Source organism: Thermoflexus sp. (genome assembly GCF_042408365.1).
GTDB lineage: Bacteria > Chloroflexota > Anaerolineae > Thermoflexales > Thermoflexaceae > Thermoflexus.
The window spans coordinates 1-16750 of sequence record NZ_JBHOQJ010000019.1; the positions used below are offsets into that span (position 1 = coordinate 1).

General features: G+C 63.1%; 18 protein-coding genes and 1 tRNA gene. 7 read left to right on the forward strand and 12 right to left on the reverse strand.

What is annotated here, in order from left to right; genetic code table 11:
* The first annotated feature begins 81 nt into the window (after positions 1–81).
* The gene (gene cax / locus ACFMO5_RS00890; RefSeq protein ID WP_376790888.1) at positions 82–1116 is read left to right on the forward strand and encodes a calcium/proton exchanger; all 1035 of its coding nucleotides are present in this window, start codon (positions 82–84) and stop codon (positions 1114–1116) included.
* Positions 1117–1292: 176 nt separating this feature from the next.
* Here cax and ACFMO5_RS00895 read toward each other — a convergent pair whose 3' ends face one another.
* The 9 genes from ACFMO5_RS00895 to ACFMO5_RS00935 all read right to left on the reverse strand — a co-directional run bounded on the left by ACFMO5_RS00895 (position 1293) and on the right by ACFMO5_RS00935 (position 8009).
* Positions 1293–1778, reverse strand: a complete 486-nt coding sequence (locus ACFMO5_RS00895) for an OsmC family protein (protein WP_376790889.1) — start codon at positions 1776–1778, stop codon at positions 1293–1295.
* 229 nt (positions 1779–2007) lie between these two features.
* Positions 2008–2265, reverse strand: coding sequence for a hypothetical protein (locus ACFMO5_RS00900; protein WP_376790890.1), 258 nt, complete (start codon positions 2263–2265; stop codon positions 2008–2010).
* A gap of 58 nt (positions 2266–2323) precedes the next feature.
* Positions 2324–2590, reverse strand: a complete 267-nt coding sequence (locus ACFMO5_RS00905) for a metal-sensing transcriptional repressor (RefSeq protein ID WP_376790891.1) — start codon at positions 2588–2590, stop codon at positions 2324–2326.
* A 79-nt stretch (positions 2591–2669) separates the two neighbouring features.
* On the reverse strand, positions 2670–2870 hold the full coding sequence (locus tag ACFMO5_RS00910) for a zinc ribbon domain-containing protein (protein ID WP_376790892.1): 201 nt from the start codon (positions 2868–2870) through the stop codon (positions 2670–2672).
* 222 nt (positions 2871–3092) lie between these two features.
* Positions 3093–3803 carry an ABC transporter ATP-binding protein gene (locus ACFMO5_RS00915; protein WP_376790893.1) on the reverse strand — a complete coding sequence of 237 codons (711 nt, stop codon included), beginning with the start codon at positions 3801–3803 and terminating at the stop codon, positions 3093–3095.
* 2 nt (positions 3804–3805) lie between these two features.
* The gene (locus ACFMO5_RS00920; protein ID WP_376790894.1) at positions 3806–4561 is read right to left on the reverse strand and encodes an ABC transporter ATP-binding protein; all 756 of its coding nucleotides are present in this window, start codon (positions 4559–4561) and stop codon (positions 3806–3808) included.
* The gene (locus ACFMO5_RS00925; RefSeq protein WP_376790895.1) at positions 4558–5520 is read right to left on the reverse strand and encodes a branched-chain amino acid ABC transporter permease; all 963 of its coding nucleotides are present in this window, start codon (positions 5518–5520) and stop codon (positions 4558–4560) included. Before ACFMO5_RS00925 ends, ACFMO5_RS00920 begins: the two co-directional genes overlap by 4 nt.
* Before the next feature lie 30 nt (positions 5521–5550).
* Positions 5551–6411: a branched-chain amino acid ABC transporter permease gene (locus ACFMO5_RS00930; RefSeq protein WP_376790896.1), complete on the reverse strand. Its 861-nt coding sequence runs from the start codon at positions 6409–6411 to the stop codon at positions 5551–5553.
* A 269-nt stretch (positions 6412–6680) separates the two neighbouring features.
* Positions 6681–8009 carry an amino acid ABC transporter substrate-binding protein gene (locus tag ACFMO5_RS00935; protein WP_376790897.1) on the reverse strand — a complete coding sequence of 443 codons (1329 nt, stop codon included), beginning with the start codon at positions 8007–8009 and terminating at the stop codon, positions 6681–6683.
* Between the two features lie 164 nt (positions 8010–8173).
* On the opposite strand from ACFMO5_RS00935, the gene ACFMO5_RS00940 reads away from it, so the two are divergent.
* The 3 genes from ACFMO5_RS00940 to ACFMO5_RS00950 all read left to right on the forward strand — a co-directional run bounded on the left by ACFMO5_RS00940 (position 8174) and on the right by ACFMO5_RS00950 (position 12388).
* Positions 8174–10792, forward strand: a complete 2619-nt coding sequence (locus ACFMO5_RS00940) for an ATP-binding protein (protein WP_376790898.1) — start codon at positions 8174–8176, stop codon at positions 10790–10792.
* 74 nt (positions 10793–10866) lie between these two features.
* Entirely contained in the window at positions 10867–11550 is a 684-nt protein-coding gene (locus ACFMO5_RS00945) for a response regulator transcription factor (RefSeq protein ID WP_376790899.1), read from the forward strand.
* A 262-nt stretch (positions 11551–11812) separates the two neighbouring features.
* On the forward strand, positions 11813–12388 hold the full coding sequence (locus ACFMO5_RS00950; RefSeq protein WP_376790900.1) for an elongation factor P: 576 nt from the start codon (positions 11813–11815) through the stop codon (positions 12386–12388).
* Between the two features lie 20 nt (positions 12389–12408).
* Here ACFMO5_RS00950 and ACFMO5_RS00955 read toward each other — a convergent pair whose 3' ends face one another.
* From ACFMO5_RS00955 to ACFMO5_RS00965, 3 genes are all read right to left on the reverse strand, one after another.
* Complete coding sequence (locus ACFMO5_RS00955) at positions 12409–12795, reverse strand: metallopeptidase family protein (RefSeq protein ID WP_376790901.1); 387 nt, start codon at positions 12793–12795, stop codon at positions 12409–12411.
* On the reverse strand, positions 12767–13477 hold the full coding sequence (locus ACFMO5_RS00960; RefSeq protein ID WP_376790902.1) for a metal-dependent transcriptional regulator: 711 nt from the start codon (positions 13475–13477) through the stop codon (positions 12767–12769). Before ACFMO5_RS00960 ends, ACFMO5_RS00955 begins: the two co-directional genes overlap by 29 nt.
* A gap of 97 nt (positions 13478–13574) precedes the next feature.
* Positions 13575–15761 carry a hypothetical protein gene (locus ACFMO5_RS00965; protein WP_376790903.1) on the reverse strand — a complete coding sequence of 729 codons (2187 nt, stop codon included), beginning with the start codon at positions 15759–15761 and terminating at the stop codon, positions 13575–13577.
* A gap of 372 nt (positions 15762–16133) precedes the next feature.
* On the opposite strand from ACFMO5_RS00965, the gene ACFMO5_RS00970 reads away from it, so the two are divergent.
* The 3 genes from ACFMO5_RS00970 to ACFMO5_RS00980 all read left to right on the forward strand — a co-directional run.
* Positions 16134–16208 (forward strand) — tRNA-Gln (locus ACFMO5_RS00970).
* Positions 16209–16280: 72 nt separating this feature from the next.
* On the forward strand, positions 16281–16613 hold the full coding sequence (gene rplU / locus ACFMO5_RS00975; RefSeq protein ID WP_376790904.1) for a 50S ribosomal protein L21: 333 nt from the start codon (positions 16281–16283) through the stop codon (positions 16611–16613).
* 12 nt (positions 16614–16625) lie between these two features.
* Positions 16626–16750 (forward strand): 50S ribosomal protein L27 (locus tag ACFMO5_RS00980; protein ID WP_376790905.1); only part of this gene is annotated, 125 nt, incomplete at its 3' end.

Genomic DNA, 16750 nt, shown 5'->3' on the forward strand with positions numbered 1-16750 from the left:
GGGCCGCGCGTCTTTGACGCACGGCCCCGCCCCCAAAGCCCCCAAAACCAAGCGCATAGCTCCTAAGGAGGATCGCTGCGGATGACCTGGTCCAGAGTGTTGCTCCTGGCTGTCCCGCTTGCGATGCTGGCCGCTGCCTTGGGCGCGGGGCCGGTGGTGGTGCTGGCCCTTAGTGCCCTGGCCTTGATCCCCTTGGCAGCCTTGATCGGGGAGGCCACGGAGGAGTTGGCCTCCCGGACTGGTCCTTTGGTCGGTGGGTTGCTCAATGCCACCTTGGGCAACGCGGCCGAGTTGATTATCGCCTTGGCGGGCATCCGCGCCGGGCTGCTGGATCTGGTGAAGGCATCCATCACCGGGTCTATTCTGGGAAACCTCCTCCTGGTTCTGGGCCTCAGCCTGCTTGTTGGGGGGTGGCGTCATGGGATCCAGCGGTTCTCCCGTCAACGCGCTGCGGTGATGGCTACGATGACGATCCTCTCCCTTATCGCCATGGGGATTCCCTCGCTCTTCAGCCATACGATCGCGGTACACCATCCGGAAGCGGTGGAGACGATGAGCCTGGGGGTCGCCGGGTTGATGCTGGCCCTCTATGGCCTGAGTGTGCTATATGCCCTTCGAGCCCATGAACCCTTCGCTGTCCATACCCCCACGCATACCCGATGGTCCCTCTACCAAGCCCTGGGGGTCCTCGTTGCAGCCACCATCGGCGTCGTTGGGATGAGCGAGCTGCTGGTGCATGCCCTGGAGCCAGCCCTCCACGCCCTAGGCCTCACGGAGTTCTTCGTGGGAATCATCCTGATCCCGCTGGTGGGCAACGTGGCGGAGCACCTCGTCGCTGTGCAGATGGCAGCTGAGAACCAGATGGACCTCTCTTTGGAGATCGCGGTAGGCTCCAGCTTGCAGATCGCCCTGCTGGTGGCGCCGATATTGGTTTTTGCGAGCCTGGCCCTTGGGCAGCCTATGGATCTGGTCTTTCATCCTTTGGAATTGGTGGCGATGATGATGGCCGGGGCGATCGCGGCCTTCATCGCCTTGGATGGGGAAACCAACTGGCTCGAGGGCACCCAACTCCTGGCCGTCTGGGGCATGTTGGGGATCGCCTTCTTCTTCGTGTAATCGCTCGAATGAATGCCGTTCGATGATGCGGGGTGCGCGCTGCTGAAGGCAGCCCGCACCCCGCGGAAGGTTTTTCCCTGAACGGATCCTCTGACCCAGGCCTCGGGTGAGCCCCTCCACGCTGCTTTGTGAGGCGGGAAGAGGCTGTGGGAAGGACGAAAGCGACCTATCCCTTCTTATGCGGAGGCCAGGGTCTCTTCCATCACGTATTCGCCTTCGATGGGCTCGGCCCCGGCAGCGGTGGGCTCGATTCGATAGCGATATCGGATCCGGGCCGTTTTGCGGAGCATCGCGCCGACGGAGCAGTACTTGGTGGCTGATAGCTCAATCGCCCGGACCACTGCCTGCGGATCCACGTTCCCTTTCACGATGTAAAGGAGGTCGATGTCCGTGTAGACTTTCGGGTGCTCAGGGGCCCGCTCGCCGCGGATCTCCATCGCGAACCCCTCCAGTGGCTGGCGCTTCTTCCGCAGGATGGAGAGCACATCCATGGCCGTGCACCCGGCCAGGGCGGCCAGCACGAGCTCCATCGGCCGCGGTCCTTGGTTGGTTCCCCCCACATCCGGTGCAGCGTCCATCACCACGGTGTGGCCACTTGGGGTAACAGCCTCCATCTTCATCCCTTGAGGGTCCAGCAATTGAAGACGGAGTTCCATGCTCATTGGATTCCTCCTTCGCTTTTAAGAGATTGGAAAGGCGAGCCTGCTGTTTCTTCCAGTTTCGTTTTGGTCCCCCCTTTCTCCTCCCTCCCCACGGCCCGAAGGGCCGTGGGGAGGGAGGAGAAAGGGAGTGGGGCCCCTGCTTCCCACGGTGTATCCTCCGCACGGAATGTGGAGATTAATTTTTATGATCCTCAGGAGCGAGGGCGCCGCCCTCGTGATGTTTGGCTTATCAGGTGCACGCTCCTCGGGCTCCGGTGCGGAACCCACAGATGGGGCAATACACGTTGAAATAACCATCGTACTCCAGGTGGGTGAAGCCACAGTTCGGGCAGAGATCCCCAGCCCGGTAGCTCTCCACAGCGCCCTCGGCTTCTTCCGGTGTACGCAGCTGGAACGTCAGGGCACTCTCCGGGGTAGGAGAAGCGGGCTTCCTCCTTCGGCCGGATCCACGCGATGAGCTCCCTGTCTGCCACCAGTAATGACCCATCGCTTCGATCTCCCCACCCCCCTCTAAGGGGAAGACGTTGGATGGGCAGCCGCCCAATTTAAGGAAACTGCCGAAGCGCGGTCAGGAGCGTTTGAACGGCTTCCGCGGAGCGAGCCGGGTCCTCCTGCGCGCAGGCCCGGATGTAGGCGCGCGCCGCAAAGAGAAAAGCCTGATGGGCAGCAGCCCGTAAGGCCGCCAGCTGCTCCAGGATTTCCCGACACTCCCGCCCTTCCTGGATCATCCGCTCCACCCCCCGCGCCTGGCCCTGTAGGCGTCGCAGGCGTCGGATCAACCGTTGCTCCGCGTCGGGCGAAATCCGAATCATTCCCACCCCCTGTTGCCTCGGTGTCACAAACGAAGGGATCCGTCGTGGAGGCCACCGGCCTCCGGTTTCAGCGAATCCGTCAAGTAACCGGCCCACACGCGGCGTCCCGCCGCCCCCCAGCTCCCGCGCCCGCGGCCCAGGTGGCGAAGCGGGAAAGGCGTTTCTCCGCCTCCCGTCGGCCGCAGCGCGGACACTCGATCTCCTCCGTTGGGGTATTCCACCGAACCAGCTGCTCGAACTCGGTCCCGCAGGCACGGCATCGATACTCGTAGAGCGGCATCTCTCCCCCTCCAGGCCTCGGGATGCGTTCTCGCGATCTTCATCCAATAATACCCTATACCCGTATTAAGGATATCCGGATTGGGCTCGTTGGTCAAATCGCTGCGGCAGGGCAGCGTGAATCCGGCGGGGAAGTGGGCCGCTTCGGACCTCCGGGGTGTAAAAAATACGAGCCGGGCGCTTTTAGCGCCCGGCTCGTATCCTGTTTTCTCCACCGGCGGCCTCACAGCCCCAGGTAGGCCTTTCGAACTCGATCGTCGCGGGCGATCTCTCGAGCGTTCCCTTCCAGCTCGATCCGCCCGCCGCTGAGCACATAGGCGTAATCGCTGATGGCCAAGGCGAGATGCACGTTTTGCTCCACCAGCAACATCGTCAACCCCTCTGTCTTTAGGTGACGGATCACTTCAAAGAGGTTCTGCACCAGCAGCGGGGAGAGGCCCAGCGAGGGCTCGTCCAGGAAGAGGATGGTGGGCTCCGCCATCAGGGCCCGGGCGATGGCGAGCATCTGCTGCTCTCCACCGCTGAGGGTGCCGGCTTTCTGATCTCGCCGCTCTTTCAGCCGGGGGAAAAGCTCAAAAACCCGCTCCAGGTTCTGGCGGAACCGGGGGCGCGCCCGCCCGGTCACCGCCCCCATTTCCAGGTTCTCCATGACCGTCATATCCGCAAACAGCTGGCGCCCTTCAGGGACCATGATCAACCCCATCGCCGCTTTGCGATGCGGGGGGAGCAGCGTGATATCCCGCCCATCGAAGAAGATCGCTCCCTGCCAGGGCCGGATCAGCCCCATCACGGCGCGCAGTGTGGTCGTCTTCCCGGAGCCGTTGGCGCCGATCATCGTAGTCAAGCGCCCCGCTTCCAGCCGGAACGAGAGATCCCACAGGATCCGCACCTCTCCGTAACCGGAGGACAGATTGCGGACTTCGAGGATGGCCATGCTTAACCTCCGTTCGCCTCCAGCAGGCTGTAGGAGAGACGGGGGTCGCCCAGATACGCTTCGATCACCTTGGGGTGGCGGGCGATCTCCTGAGGCGTGCCCTCCGCGATCACCTCGCCGTAATCCAGCACGATGATGCGATCGGAGATGTTCATGATCGCATGCATCAGGTGCTCAATCATGAGGACGGTGATCCCGCTTTCCCGAATGGCCCGGATCACCTCCAGCATCGCGGCGACCTCCGTCGGGTTCAGGCCGGCCAGTACCTCGTCCAAGAGCAGCAGGTAGGGACGGGCGGCCAGGGCGCGGGCCATCTCCAGTCGTTTTTTCTCCGCGACGTTCAATTGCCCAGCCACCATATCCCGCTTGCTGGCCAGCCCTACCTGCTCCAGAACGGCAAGGGCGATCTCCCGAGCCCCTCGAAGGGATCGATTCTCCCGGCCGAAGCATGCCCCCACCATCACGTTCTCCAGCACGGTCAGCTCGTTCAATGGGCGCACGATTTGGTGGGCTCGGGCGATCCCCAGGCGGGCGATCTCATAGGGCATCCGCCCGGTGATATCCCGGCCCCGGAAGATCACCCGTCCCTCCTCCGGGCGATATACGCCGTTGATCACATTGAACAAGGTGGTCTTGCCCGCCCCGTTCGGGCCGATCAACCCCACGATCTCTTTTTCCGCCACGTGGAGGGAGACCCGGTTTAAGGCTTGTAAGCCCCCAAAGCGCTTGGAAACCTTGTGGACCTCCAGGAGGTTCATACGATCATCCTCCGGATGATAGGAAATCGTGCCCGCAGCCAGCCGATCACTCCGGCGGGGATGAAGAGGATGATCAGGAGCAAGAGCATGCCAGCGAAGGCGAGATGTAAGCTCTTAAACAACGGGCTAGTCAACAGATAGCCCCGCAGGCGCTCGTAAAGCGCCGCCCCCAGGATCGGCCCCCACACCGTCCCCTGGCCCCCCAGCATGACCATTACTAAGGTCTCAATGGACAGGTGAAGCCGGAAGGCATCCCCCGGTTCGATGTTCCCGTTCTTGAAGAAGAAGAGCACCCCCACCATGCCCGGGAACAGCGCGGAAAGGGCATACGCCAGGGTCTTGGCCTGAGGGCCGCGCACGCCGAGGACCAGCGCTGCGTCTTCGTCTTCCCGGATCGCCATCAATCCCAATCCGAATTTCGAATGCTTCACGGCGAAGCTGACCCCTACCGTCAGCAGGGCGAGGGCCAAAAGGGTCCCGTAGGCGATCCAGAGGGCTTGGGCGGCTCCTCCGTAGGCGTTATACACAGCGAAGTTAAGGGACATCCCGGTGGGGCCGCCGAAGGGGGCGAAGTTGGCCACGAAGGCGCGCACCGCCTCGTTGATCCCGATCGTCGCCAGCGCAAAATAGGCTCCGCGCAGCCGCAGGATAATTGCCCCCAACGCCAGGGCCAGGGCCGCCGTGCTCAGCCCCGCCGCGAGAGTCGCCGGCCAGAGGGACCATCCGTGGCGATGCATCAGATAGAAGCCGATATATCCCCCTAACCCGAAGAAGACGATATGACCGAAATTGACGTATCCGGTGTAACCCAACAGGATGTTCAGGCTGGAAGCGAGGGTGACCAGCATAAGGATCAGGAACATGTCCTCACGTAACGTGGCCGAGCCTGTCGCGACCGGCCACAAGCCGAGCCCGAGGAGCACGCCCATCGTGAGCCACCAAGAGCCTGTGCGCCACATCCCCATTGCTTTCCACCCAAGAGGAAATTCTCAGCGTTCCCCCAGCAGTCCCTGGGGGCGCAGCAGGAGCAGCATCACGAACAACAGGAACTCGATCACCGGCACCCAGCTGACCGGCACGAAGGCTGGGATCAGGCCCTCCAGGACCCCCAGGATCAGCCCCCCGATCAGCGCCCCCGTGGGGTTCCCCAGCCCGCCGAGCACGCAAATCACGAAACTCTTCAGCTCGTAGACTCCACCCGAAAGAATGGTGAACGGGAAGAACGTGGCGATCAGCCCGCCGGCGACCGCCGCGAGCATCGTTCCCAGGCCGAAGCTCAAAGCCAGTATCCGCGTGGAGGGGATCCCCATAAGCTCCGCGGCGGCCCGATTGCTGGCCACGGCGCGCACCATCTTCCCGAGAGTGGTTCGATACAGGAAGAGATAGAGCGCGGCGGCGATCACAACGGCCGCCAGCGTGGCCACCAGACGGGTCCCTAACAGAACGATCGGCCCAAGGATGATGCGGCCCATGGAGAGGTCGATGTTGCGGGGGGTGGTGGTGAAAGCGGCTGTGCCGATCCCGATGATCATCATGTTGATGGAAAACGTGGCCAGCAGGGTTGAGAGATGCGGGGCGGTTAGCACCCGATGGACGGCGATCGCATAGATGAGGATGCCGAAGAGCAGCCCCAGCGCGGCGACTGGTATAAGCCCCAGATAAGGGTTGATCCCCACATGGGTGAAGAGAAGATAGGTGCCAAACATCCCCAAGGCGATGACCGGCCCGTGGGCCAAATTGATCACCCGCATCACCCCCCAGATCAGGGTGAGCCCCATGGCCGCCAGGCCGTAAACGGAACCGAGCAGGAGGCCGTCGATCAACGATGCCATCAACACCGCAGAAGACACCGCTTCACCTCCCTGAGCGACCGGGATGGGGAGGATCCATATGCATGGCACGCCATCAAATGCTTCGCCACATGAATTGCTGCAAGGCCCTCGAGGTGAGGAGGCCGATGGCTCCATCCTTAATCGGGTAAACCAGGGAACCGTCTATAAAGGAAAACCGGTGCGTCCAGAGCCCCTTTAGCCGCAACGATGGACCAGGCCCGGAGGGGAAGGCTCGGGGCGGCTCCTTCCGGCGACCGCCCCGAGCCCTCCGGAGGGGGGATCTTTCCTCAGCGGCTCAACGGATAGATCGGTTCAGCCGCTTGGGCCGCCTCCGGCCAGATGATCGGGCGGATCAGGTTCCCCGAGGCATCTTTCTGCCATTGGAGATAGACCATCTCATGGCCGATTTGCTTGCCGTGCGCCTTCCCCGTATCGAACTTGATGCGGCCATAGAAGGTCAGGATGTCCATGTTCTCCAGGGCCGCCTTCACCTTCCCGGTTTCAATGGATCCGGCATCCTCGATCGCCTTTTGCAGGACCAGGCCGGCGGCATAGCCTCCGGCGGCGTGGTAGCCGGGCTCGTAGCCATATTTGGCCTTATAAGCGTTCACGAATTCCTCCACCGTGGGGCCGTACCACGGCAACCCCGCTGCCTTCGCGGAATCCGGGGAGTATTTGGCGCCGGGCTCCCACTGGCTGGGGCCGATCACGCCCACCGCTGCCTCGCCGAGCTGGGCGAACTCCGGCACCGCTGGGGCCACCAGCAGTGCGATCATCTTCACGGGAACCTTCTTTTCGAACAGCTGCTTGGCCAGCGTCGATCCGTCCTGGAAGTGGCCGCCGCCGATGATGGCATCCGGATTGGCCGCCATGATCTTGTTGATGAAGGGTCCGAAATCAGTGGTGCCCGTCTCGTAACCCTCGAAGAGCACCACCTCAAAGCCCTGGCCCTCCGCGTACGGCTTGGCCGCGTTCACCACATCGGTGGAGAACTTCTCGTTCTCGTAAACAATGGCGATGCGCTTGGCGTTGGGGTCCTTCTTCTTGAGGAAGTCGATGGCGCCGGTTAGATAGCGGCTGGCTGGGGTGTAGATCTGAAAGATGTGCTGGTAGCCCTTTTCGTAAGTGCTGTCGGAGGCCGCGCCCGTGGTGATCATGATCTTGCCGTATTGCTCCGCGATCACCGCCGCCGCATCGGCCAGGCCGCTGCTGTAGGGGCTGATGAGGAAGTCCGCCTTGTCTTCATTGATCAGCTTGACGTAAAGTTGCTGGACCCGCTCTTTGGTGCTTTCATCATCGTAGAACTTGAGCTCCACCTGGATCACTGTGCCATCCGGTAGCCGGATGCCGCCTGCCTGCTTCAAGGCTTCCAGCCACAATTGCAGGCCCTGAACTTGCTCCTTGGACTCTTTGGTCAACTTGCCTGTCTGAGAGGCTGTGAAGCCCAAGACGATGGTCTTCACTGCCGGCGTGGGCGAGGCCGCAAGGGTGGGGCTGGGTTGAGGCTGAGGAGATGCTGCGGGCGGCGCCGTCGGGGTTGGCGTTGCGGGCGCCGCACATGCGGCCAGCAAGGCAAGGATGATCAGGATCCCACTACGCTTTATCCAGCGCCCCATTTTGACCTCCCGCATCCACAGGATAGGCTGTGCGGCTATCCTCAGCATAGGCCGCTGCGATAAAATTTTTACAAACAAGTGTTCGTCAGCCATAAAAATTTCATAAACGCGATCTGGGATAGGCCTTGCCCTCCCTTCGGGCTCTGGAGAACAGGAGGGAATTCATGAAGTTCCCAGGATCCCGGGATCTAACAACCACCTTGTTGATCGCTTATGGGTTGCTGATCGGATGGATGATGGCCTTGGGTTTCCTTTTCAATCTGTGGGCCACCGATCGGCTGCTTCGGGATGTGGAGTCCTCGAACCGGGCCCTGGCTCAGGCGATCGGGTTGGAAACCGAGACCTGGCTCCGGGATGCGATGCAGGCGGTGGAGGCCCTGGCCCGAATGGATCCCGTGCGCCGGCACGATCTGCAAGCGCTCCCCTCGATCTTCTCCTCCGCCTTCTCCGCTCGCCCGGATGCCCTCCTGATCTACCTGCTGGATCGCCGGGGGATCATGCGTTACCACTACCCGGAAGGTCCCGGAAGCACTGTCGGATGGGATTTCAGCTTCTGGAATTACTTTCAGGACGCCATGCGCGCGGATGGCCCTGTGATCTCGAAAGGATGGATATCCCCCGCTACTGGGAAGCCGGTGGTCGCGGTGGTGATGCCCTTGAGGGATGAAAACGGGGCATTTAATGGGGTGGTGGGTCTCAATCTCTCGCTGGAACGCCTCAGCGCGGCCCTGCGGACCGTGGCGGGGGAGGATCTCGACCTCCGCCTTTACGACGCCACCGGGCAAATGATCGCCGCCTCCGCCCCTCTGGTCCTATTGGATCCGACCTTCCGCCTGGGCCCAGGGGAGACGATCCCCCCCAGTCTGAGCCGTGGCCCGGATGGAGGGACATGGTTGACGACTTCCCTGCCCCTGCCTCGAACCGGATGGCGCATCCTGGTGCGCCGCCCAGCGGATGAGGCACTGGCGACGCTCCGCACGTTCCAGCGGGGGATGCTATTGCTTCTGGGGCTGGTGGTGGCCAGCGGCTTTGTCTTCTGGCAGATCCTGACCCAGCAAGCCCTGCGCCCGCTGCAGGCTATCACCCGTTTCAGCCAGGAGATGGGAGATCGGCCGCTATCCGCGGACATTTCAACTATCCTCCCCTTGACGGATCGGCGGGATCAGATCGGGCATCTCAGTCGCTCTTTGCTCCGGATGCAAGGGGCGATCCGGCAGCGCTTGGATGAGCTCCGCACCCTCCTGGACACCGGGCGCACCGTCCTGGCCTCGCTGGAAACCGAAGAGGTCATTGCCACCATCCTGGAACAGGTGCAGCGGCTTCTGCAGGTTCGCACATGCGCGCTTTTCACACGGGATGAGCGAACCGGTCGCTATCACATCCGCGCCGTCCGCGGGTTGAGCCCGGGTTACGCCCGAGGGCTCTCTTTCCACCCGGACGATCCTCGCTCTCCCACAATGCAATCGATCCGGACAGGCGTCCCTGTTCAGATCGCGGATGTCGAGCTGGAGGGCTATCCGGAGCTGCGGGAGCGGGCGCGGCGGGAAGGCTTTCGTTCGCTCCTCGCTGTCCCGTTGCTGGCCCGCCACGCGCCCCCTGCCGCCTTGGTGATCTACCGCCCGGATCCGCATCAGTTCACAGAGGACGAGATCTCCTTGGTCTGGAACTTCGCGAACCTGGCCGCCTTCGCTTTGGAACATGCGGTCCTTTACGCCCGCAGCGATCAGCTCCTGCAGCAGCAGACTCGGCGCCTGGAAGCGCTGATCGAACACCTTCACGATGGATTGATCCTGGAGAGCCGGGAGGGGGAGATCCTCTATATGAACCGACGGGCGGCCTGGTGGTGCGGACTGCAGGAGCCCTGCGCTTCGGGCTGTACGGCCCGCGCGGTCTATGCGTCCCTCCTCCCTCGACTTTCCGCGCCGGAGGAGGCCCTCCGGTTGCTGGAGGGAGTGGAGGAAGGCATCATCGAGGTCGGTTGGCGCGAAGGGGAGTTGAGCCGGGATCTCCGGATCCAGGCTCTGCTGATCCGTGGGGAGGACATGGGGTTGATCGGGCGGATCCTGGTCTTCCGGGACATCACGGCGGAGCGGGAGCTGGATCGCGCCAAATCCACCCTGCTTTCCGCGGTCTCTCATGAGCTGCGCACGCCGCTGGCGGCCATTAAAGGCTACACCACCACGCTGTTGGCAGAGGATGTGGAGTGGGATCCTCAGGCGCGTCGCGAATTCCTGGGGATCATCCTGGAAGAAACGGAGCGGCTGACTCACCTGGTGAACAACCTGCTGGATCTCTCCCGTCTGGAAGCGGGAGCGCTGGTGCTGAACCGACAACCGTGCCCGCTGGATGCCATCGTTGCCCGGGCCCGCCGGGCCCTCCGCGCGCAAACCCATCCCATCCTCCTCCAGCTGCCCGCCGACCTGCCTCCGGTAGACGTGGATGCGGCGCGCGTCGAGGTGGTTTTCCGCAACCTGCTGGACAACGCCATCCGTTACACGCCGCCGGGGACCCCGATCACGATCTCGGCGTCGGTTGCCGATGGGATGGTCGTTGTCCGCGTGCACGATGAAGGGCCCGGGATCCCACCGTGGCACCGGGAGCGGATCTTCGACCGCTTCTATCGCATCCCCGGTCAGGTTCGCTCCTCCGGCGCCGGCCTGGGGCTGGCGATCTGCAAGGGCTTCGTGGAGGCCCACGGGGGGCGGATCTGGTTGGCGGAGGACGGCCCGGGCACCACCTTTGTTTTCACCCTTCCGATATGGAGGCAGGAACTACAGAGTTAAGCGGAGAGCGATGCCGTGGATTTCCTCGCGAAAAGCCATGGGCGGGGCTCTGAAACTTTCCAGGAAAGGGGACTATGGCCGAACGGATCCTGGTTGTGGACGATGAGGAGCCCTTGCGGCGCTTCATCAGTCGGAACCTGGCCGCGCGCGGATACGAAGTCCTGACCGCACAGGACGGATGGGAGGCACTACGTTTGTTTGAGCAGAGCACGCCGGACCTGATCATCCTGGACATTCTGATGCCGGGGTTAAGCGGGCTGGAGGTGCTCCGTCGGATCCGGCAGGCCTCCCTGGTGCCGATCCTGGTGCTCACCGCCCTGGATCAGGAGGCAGACAAAATCACCGCCCTGGATCTCGGGGCGGATGATTATTTAACCAAACCGTTCGGAGTGGGGGAGCTGCTGGCTCGCGTGCGGGCCGTCCTGCGTCGGGTGCGCTGGAGCGAAGGGGCCGGCGGGGCCGGGCTCCTGCGGGTTGGGGACCTTGAGCTGGATGCGGATCAGCGACGCGCCTGGCATCGTGGGGAAGCGCTTCGCCTGACCGGGAAGGAGTTCGACCTGCTTTACCTGCTGGCTCGTCATGCGGGTCGAACCCTCTCCCACTTGTTCTTGCTGCAGCGGATCTGGGGGCCGGAATACCAGGACGAGGTGGAATATCTCCGGGTTTACATCGGGCGCCTGCGGCGCAAACTGGGGGAGACGGACGATCATCGTCACCTGTTCACAGAGCCGGGATTCGGTTACCGCCTAGAGGCATGAACCCGAGGGGCAGCGCTCCGGCCGCCCGCGCGCATCCGATGGCGTTGGGATTTTTTATCTAATTCCAGCCCTACCATGAGGCCCATCGCTTGCCCGATGCTCCAACGGATTCGATTGCCTTCATAACATGAAGCCCAATAAAATACCATTGATCCGGCGACAAGGGCTGAGCGGCTGCTTCGAGCGCTCAGGGTCTCCGGTTCAGCCCCTAAGCTCTAGGGGGAACCGGCCATCAGCCTCAAACGATCTCGGGAGGATCGCCATGCCGGCGGCCAGCGAGCTCCGACCTGGGATGACGATCGCGCTCGAAGGAACCCTGTTCCGTGTGATCGAGGCGGTCTATCACTCCGGCACCGCCCAGCAGAAGGGGGTCGTCCACGCCAAATTGCGCAACTTGCGCACGGGCGTGATGGTGGATCGGCGCTTCCGGCCAGAGGAGCGCGTGGAGGAGGTCTCCCTGGAGCGTCGGGTGATGGAGTACCTCTATAACGATGGCGAGATGTTCTATTTCATGGACCCTGAGACCTATGATCAGGTCCCTGTCCCGGCGGCGATGATCGGCGATCTAGAGATCTTCCTCCAACCGAACCAGCGGATCCCCGTGGAGTTCCACGAAGGGCAGCCGGTGGCGGTGGCTTTCCCTGAAACCGTTGATCTCCGCGTGGTCCACACCTCGCAGCCGCTGCGCGAACGGGAAAGCCACGTCTACAAGCCGGCCATCCTGGAGAACGGGCTTGAAGTGCTGGTCCCCCAATTCATTGCCGAAGGGGATATCGTGCGGATCAATATCTACACCCGAGCCTATGTGGATCGGGTCGGGAAGCGGGGCGCCGGTTAGGGGCTCACGGCCATGCGCTCTTACTCCAACCCCAACCGTTCGATGGCCTCCTCGCTCAGGCCGAAGTAATGCCCCAGTTCATGCAGCAGGGTACGGCGGATCTCCGCGCGCAGCCGGAAGGGGTCATGGCCGAAGTCCGCCTCTAGGGGGCGTCGGAAGAGGAAGATCCGTGACGGCCAGGCGATCGCCCCGCGGCCCCGTTCCGCCAGGGTGGGCCCTTCGAACATGCCATATGGGTTCTCCCCGGGGGGAAGGCCCAACGCCTCCCGCTGCTCCGGAGTGGGCTCTTCCTCCAGAAGGACCGCCAGGTTGTCCACGGCCCGTCGCAGATCCGCTGGCAGGGCCGCGAGGATCTCTATCCACACCCGTTCCACCAGCTCAGGGGTGATCCGAAGCCGCCGCCGCATTCTCCGTGGTTCCCAACGGGGGTTCGGGGGAAGGCACCCGCACGAAGACTTGCTCGGCCAGGCGGCGCCGGATGTGGTGCGCTTGATCCCCTACCCGGATCCGCAGGCCCACACCGGGCACCTGCTCCTCCACCACCACATGGGCGCCTGGGCGCAAGCCGACCCGCGCGGCCTGCCGCAGGGTGGAGACCTCGTCCGTCACGCGGAGCACTTCGCAGGCGATCCCCAGCGGGGCCTCGCTCAATCGCTGCGCGGAGGGGAACGGGATCTCTCCGGCCCGCGTGGGGATGGGATCCCCGTGCGGGTCGTAAGCGGGATGGCCCAACAGGGCGGCGATCCGCTCCTCCATGGCCTCGCTGATCGCGTGCTCCAACCGGTCGGCCTCGGCGTGGACCTCATCCCAATCGTAGCCCAAGGCCTCCATGAGAAAGAGCTCCAGCAGGCGGTGGTGGCGGATCACCTCCAGGGCGATCCGGCGACCGGCCCGGGTGAGGGCCACCCCCCGATAGGGCGTGTAGTGGACCAGTCGAAGCCGTGCGAGCTTTTTCAGCATCCCGGTGACCGACGGCGGCGCCACGTTTAGGTATTCCGCCAGCCGGGTGGTGGTGACCGTTCCCTCCCGTTCGGCCAAGATGTAAATCGCCCGCAGGTAATCTTCCATCGATGCGCTCAGGCGAGGCATTGTTGCTCCATCACCGCTTAGGATTCAATCCCCCTTAATCTTACCCAAGGTCCGCAGTGGGAGCGAACGGAGGGTGGATGCGCATGGTGTAGATCCTCTATTGTCCATCGACCCGGATCCAGATCCTCCGGAACCCCATCGATAGCTGGCGTGTGTCTCCTTGTGCGGGAGCAGCTGCGTAGGCGAAGCGAAAGCTCAGCTCGTTCACCCCCCGTCGCGCCCATCCCTCCGGGATCCTCCAACGGGCAGTGCGTTCCTCACAATTGGTGAATGCCTCCACGCCAATTCGACGTCCGTTCAGGGAAACTTCCAGCCGCTGGGTCTCCCCTGGCCGGCATAGCGGGAAGGCCTGCAGCTCCAGGGCCGCCGGCGCTTCGGGCTGGTCCGTCAACCAGAGCGCATGGGCCTTGGTGCCTTCGGCCCAGACCCCCCAGGCCTCCGGGCCGGACCATCCGTCCAGCAGCCACAGGTTGGTGATCGTCGGGGCTCCGCGATCCGGAATGCGAAAGATACAGATCGGATAGTCCCAGGGGGATGGTATAGTGGGCGGGTCGAAACACGCCTCTAGGGGAAACGGCCAGCCCCACTTCGCCCAGTCCGGAGGCGGGTTATGGACGATCAGGAAGCGGAAACCATGCTGGCCCAGCCAGTCGGGACGATGTCGGAACAGCAACCCCCGTCCTCGCTGCAGCATCTCGATCCAGCGGGGGTGAAAAGGGGTGAACCCGGAGAGGGTAGGGCGCCGATGGTATTCCGTGGCCATCACAGCCACCCGCGAGAGGTGTAGCCCTGGCGTATGATCCGCGAACACGTCGATCACAGCTCCCGGCTCGGGGTTCCGCCGCAGCCACTCGAATGCGGGATGGATCGCATAGGGCCATGGAAGCGTGGGAGGCGGGGCCATGAGGGACTCCAGGAGCCAGAGGAAAGCCAGCCCGCGCCGCAGCCATGAGGGGGCGATTCGCGACCAAGCCTCCACGCCGGCCATGGTGAGCCCCAGCGCCGTCAGGGCGATGAAGCGCCATACGGTTCCAACGGTTTCCCAGAGCGGCACAGCGGCCCACAGCAGGAGAAGCGGCGTCAGGGCGAGGTGTTCCCAATCAACTGGGAGCGTGGGGCTCGCAAAGAGCGCTGGCTTGCGCGCGTGACCGATCGCCCAGATCGCCTGATAAAATGCCGCCAGCTCGGGCGGCCAGGGGATCCGAACCGGCGCCTCCCAGCGCACCGCGATCCCGGTGGCCAGCAGCGCTCCCAAGGTGGCGGCCCGGAGCAAGGGCTGAGCGCGCAACCGACGGTGAAGCCGTGCGGCCAACCAGAGGCCGGCCAGGCTGGTTCCCGTTGGGATCAACCCCATGGTGAGGACCGGCTGGTTGGAAGGCGCGGAGTGCCATCGCCACCAGCGGTGATAGGGGTTCCAGGCCAGGGCGTGGGCCCATGGATATCCGTTGCCCAGGGCCGTCCCAAGGGTCTGACCCAGCATCTGATCCCGTAGGAACGCGTGAAGGAAGAGCGCGAGCCACGGGCCACTGACCAGCAATGCGATTCCGACTCCATCGAGCAAGAACTTTTTAAGTTGTCCGTGACGCCATGCCTTCCAAGCGTAAACCAGCGCGAGCCCCCCGCCGAGGAGGATCAAATATGGGTTCCCAGCGATCCCCAATCCCCAGATCATCCCCAACCGGATCAACCAACGAGAAGCCCAGCGGCCTCGTCGGGATCGCTCGAGCGCGAATCCCATTAGGGGGAGGCAGGCCGTTCCCCATGCGACAGTCAGGTAATCGCCGTAGATCTGCATAGCGGCGAAGGTGCCATTGAACGCTGCGTAAGCCACCCCCGCCGCGGTGGCCAGCCAGCGATCTGAAGCGAAGAGCCGGGCGAGGCGGAAAGCACTCACAAAGGCGACCGAAAGCGTTAGCCATGCCAGTATGTGGAAGGCGAAGGCATCACCGCCCAGCCATGCCCAGGGAAGCATCAGGCCGATGAGGAATGGGCCGTGATGGAGCTTCGCGACATGCCAGCCCTGGGGGGCGAAGGCCAGGGGATGGAACAACGGCGAGGTGTGGAGCTCCAGCAAGGCGCGTCGATACCATGAGAGGGCCCACATCGCTTCCAACGTGTCCTCCCCCGCCGGCACGCTCCGGAAGAACCCTGACGGCGGCCACGCCCACTGCAACCATAGGAACCATATCCCGAGTGGGATCAGCCATGCCCCAACCCGAGTTAGGGGAGCCTTCCCCCTATGGGATGCCAGGCTTTTACAGCTGTACCCCTTGCCTTGAGCCATCTCGGCTCTCCTCATCTGGGTCTTTGCCCAAAAAGAAAGTAAAGTGATGGAAAAAGCCGTGGCTGCCTTGAATAGTCGGGCTAAGGCTCCTGTTTGGTCGGGTAGGCCAGCCCGCATCTCGCAGAGACGCTGCAAGCAAAAATCGTCACTGTGGGTCAGGGTGACTACCGATCCGCTGCCCCAACAAAAATTTTCTATCTGTGGATTGTGAAAAAGTAAAATGAGGAATCACGCCGTTCGAGGTCCATGAGGAAGCGGAAGAACCATTGTCTCTCCTCGCGGCCTAAAGGGCTGACGGAAGGGAACAAAAGGCTCAAAGCCTCCCTCGGCTTGACCAAAGGGACCCATCCTGTGTAAAATGAAGAGCGGCCCTGCGGGGTGGTGTAAGGGGCAACACACCGGACTCTGGATCCGGGTATGGAGGTTCGAGTCCTCCCCCCGCAGCCAGCTGGAAGGGCCGCTGGAGGCGGCCCTTTCTTTATCATCTTGGACTCCAATGGGCATCGCGGAGGTTTCATCGTGTTCGCAGTAATCGAAATCGGCGGACATCAATACCGCGTGCAAGCGGGCGATCAGATTCAGGTCGAGAAGCTTCCCCTTCAACCTGGCGCTTCCTTGGAGATCGACCGCGTCCTAATGGTGGGGGAAGGGGCGGAAGTTCGGATCGGTCAGCCTTTTGTGCCGGAGGCCCGGGTGCGGGCCACCGTGCTGGGTCAGGTGAAGGGAGAGAAGATCATTGTCTTCAAGTATCGGCCGGGCGCCAAGCGCTATCGGCGCAAGCAGGGCCATCGTCAGACTTACACGGTCCTGCGGATTGAGGCCATCGAAACGGGCGTCCCGGCATCCGCATAACAGGAGGCAACTATGGCCCATAAGAAGGGTGGCGGCGCCAGCCGCAACGGACGCGATAGCGAATCCAAGCGCCGTGGCGTCAAGCGGTTCGATGGTCAATTTGTGCGGGCCGGGAACATCCTGGTCCGCCAGTGCGG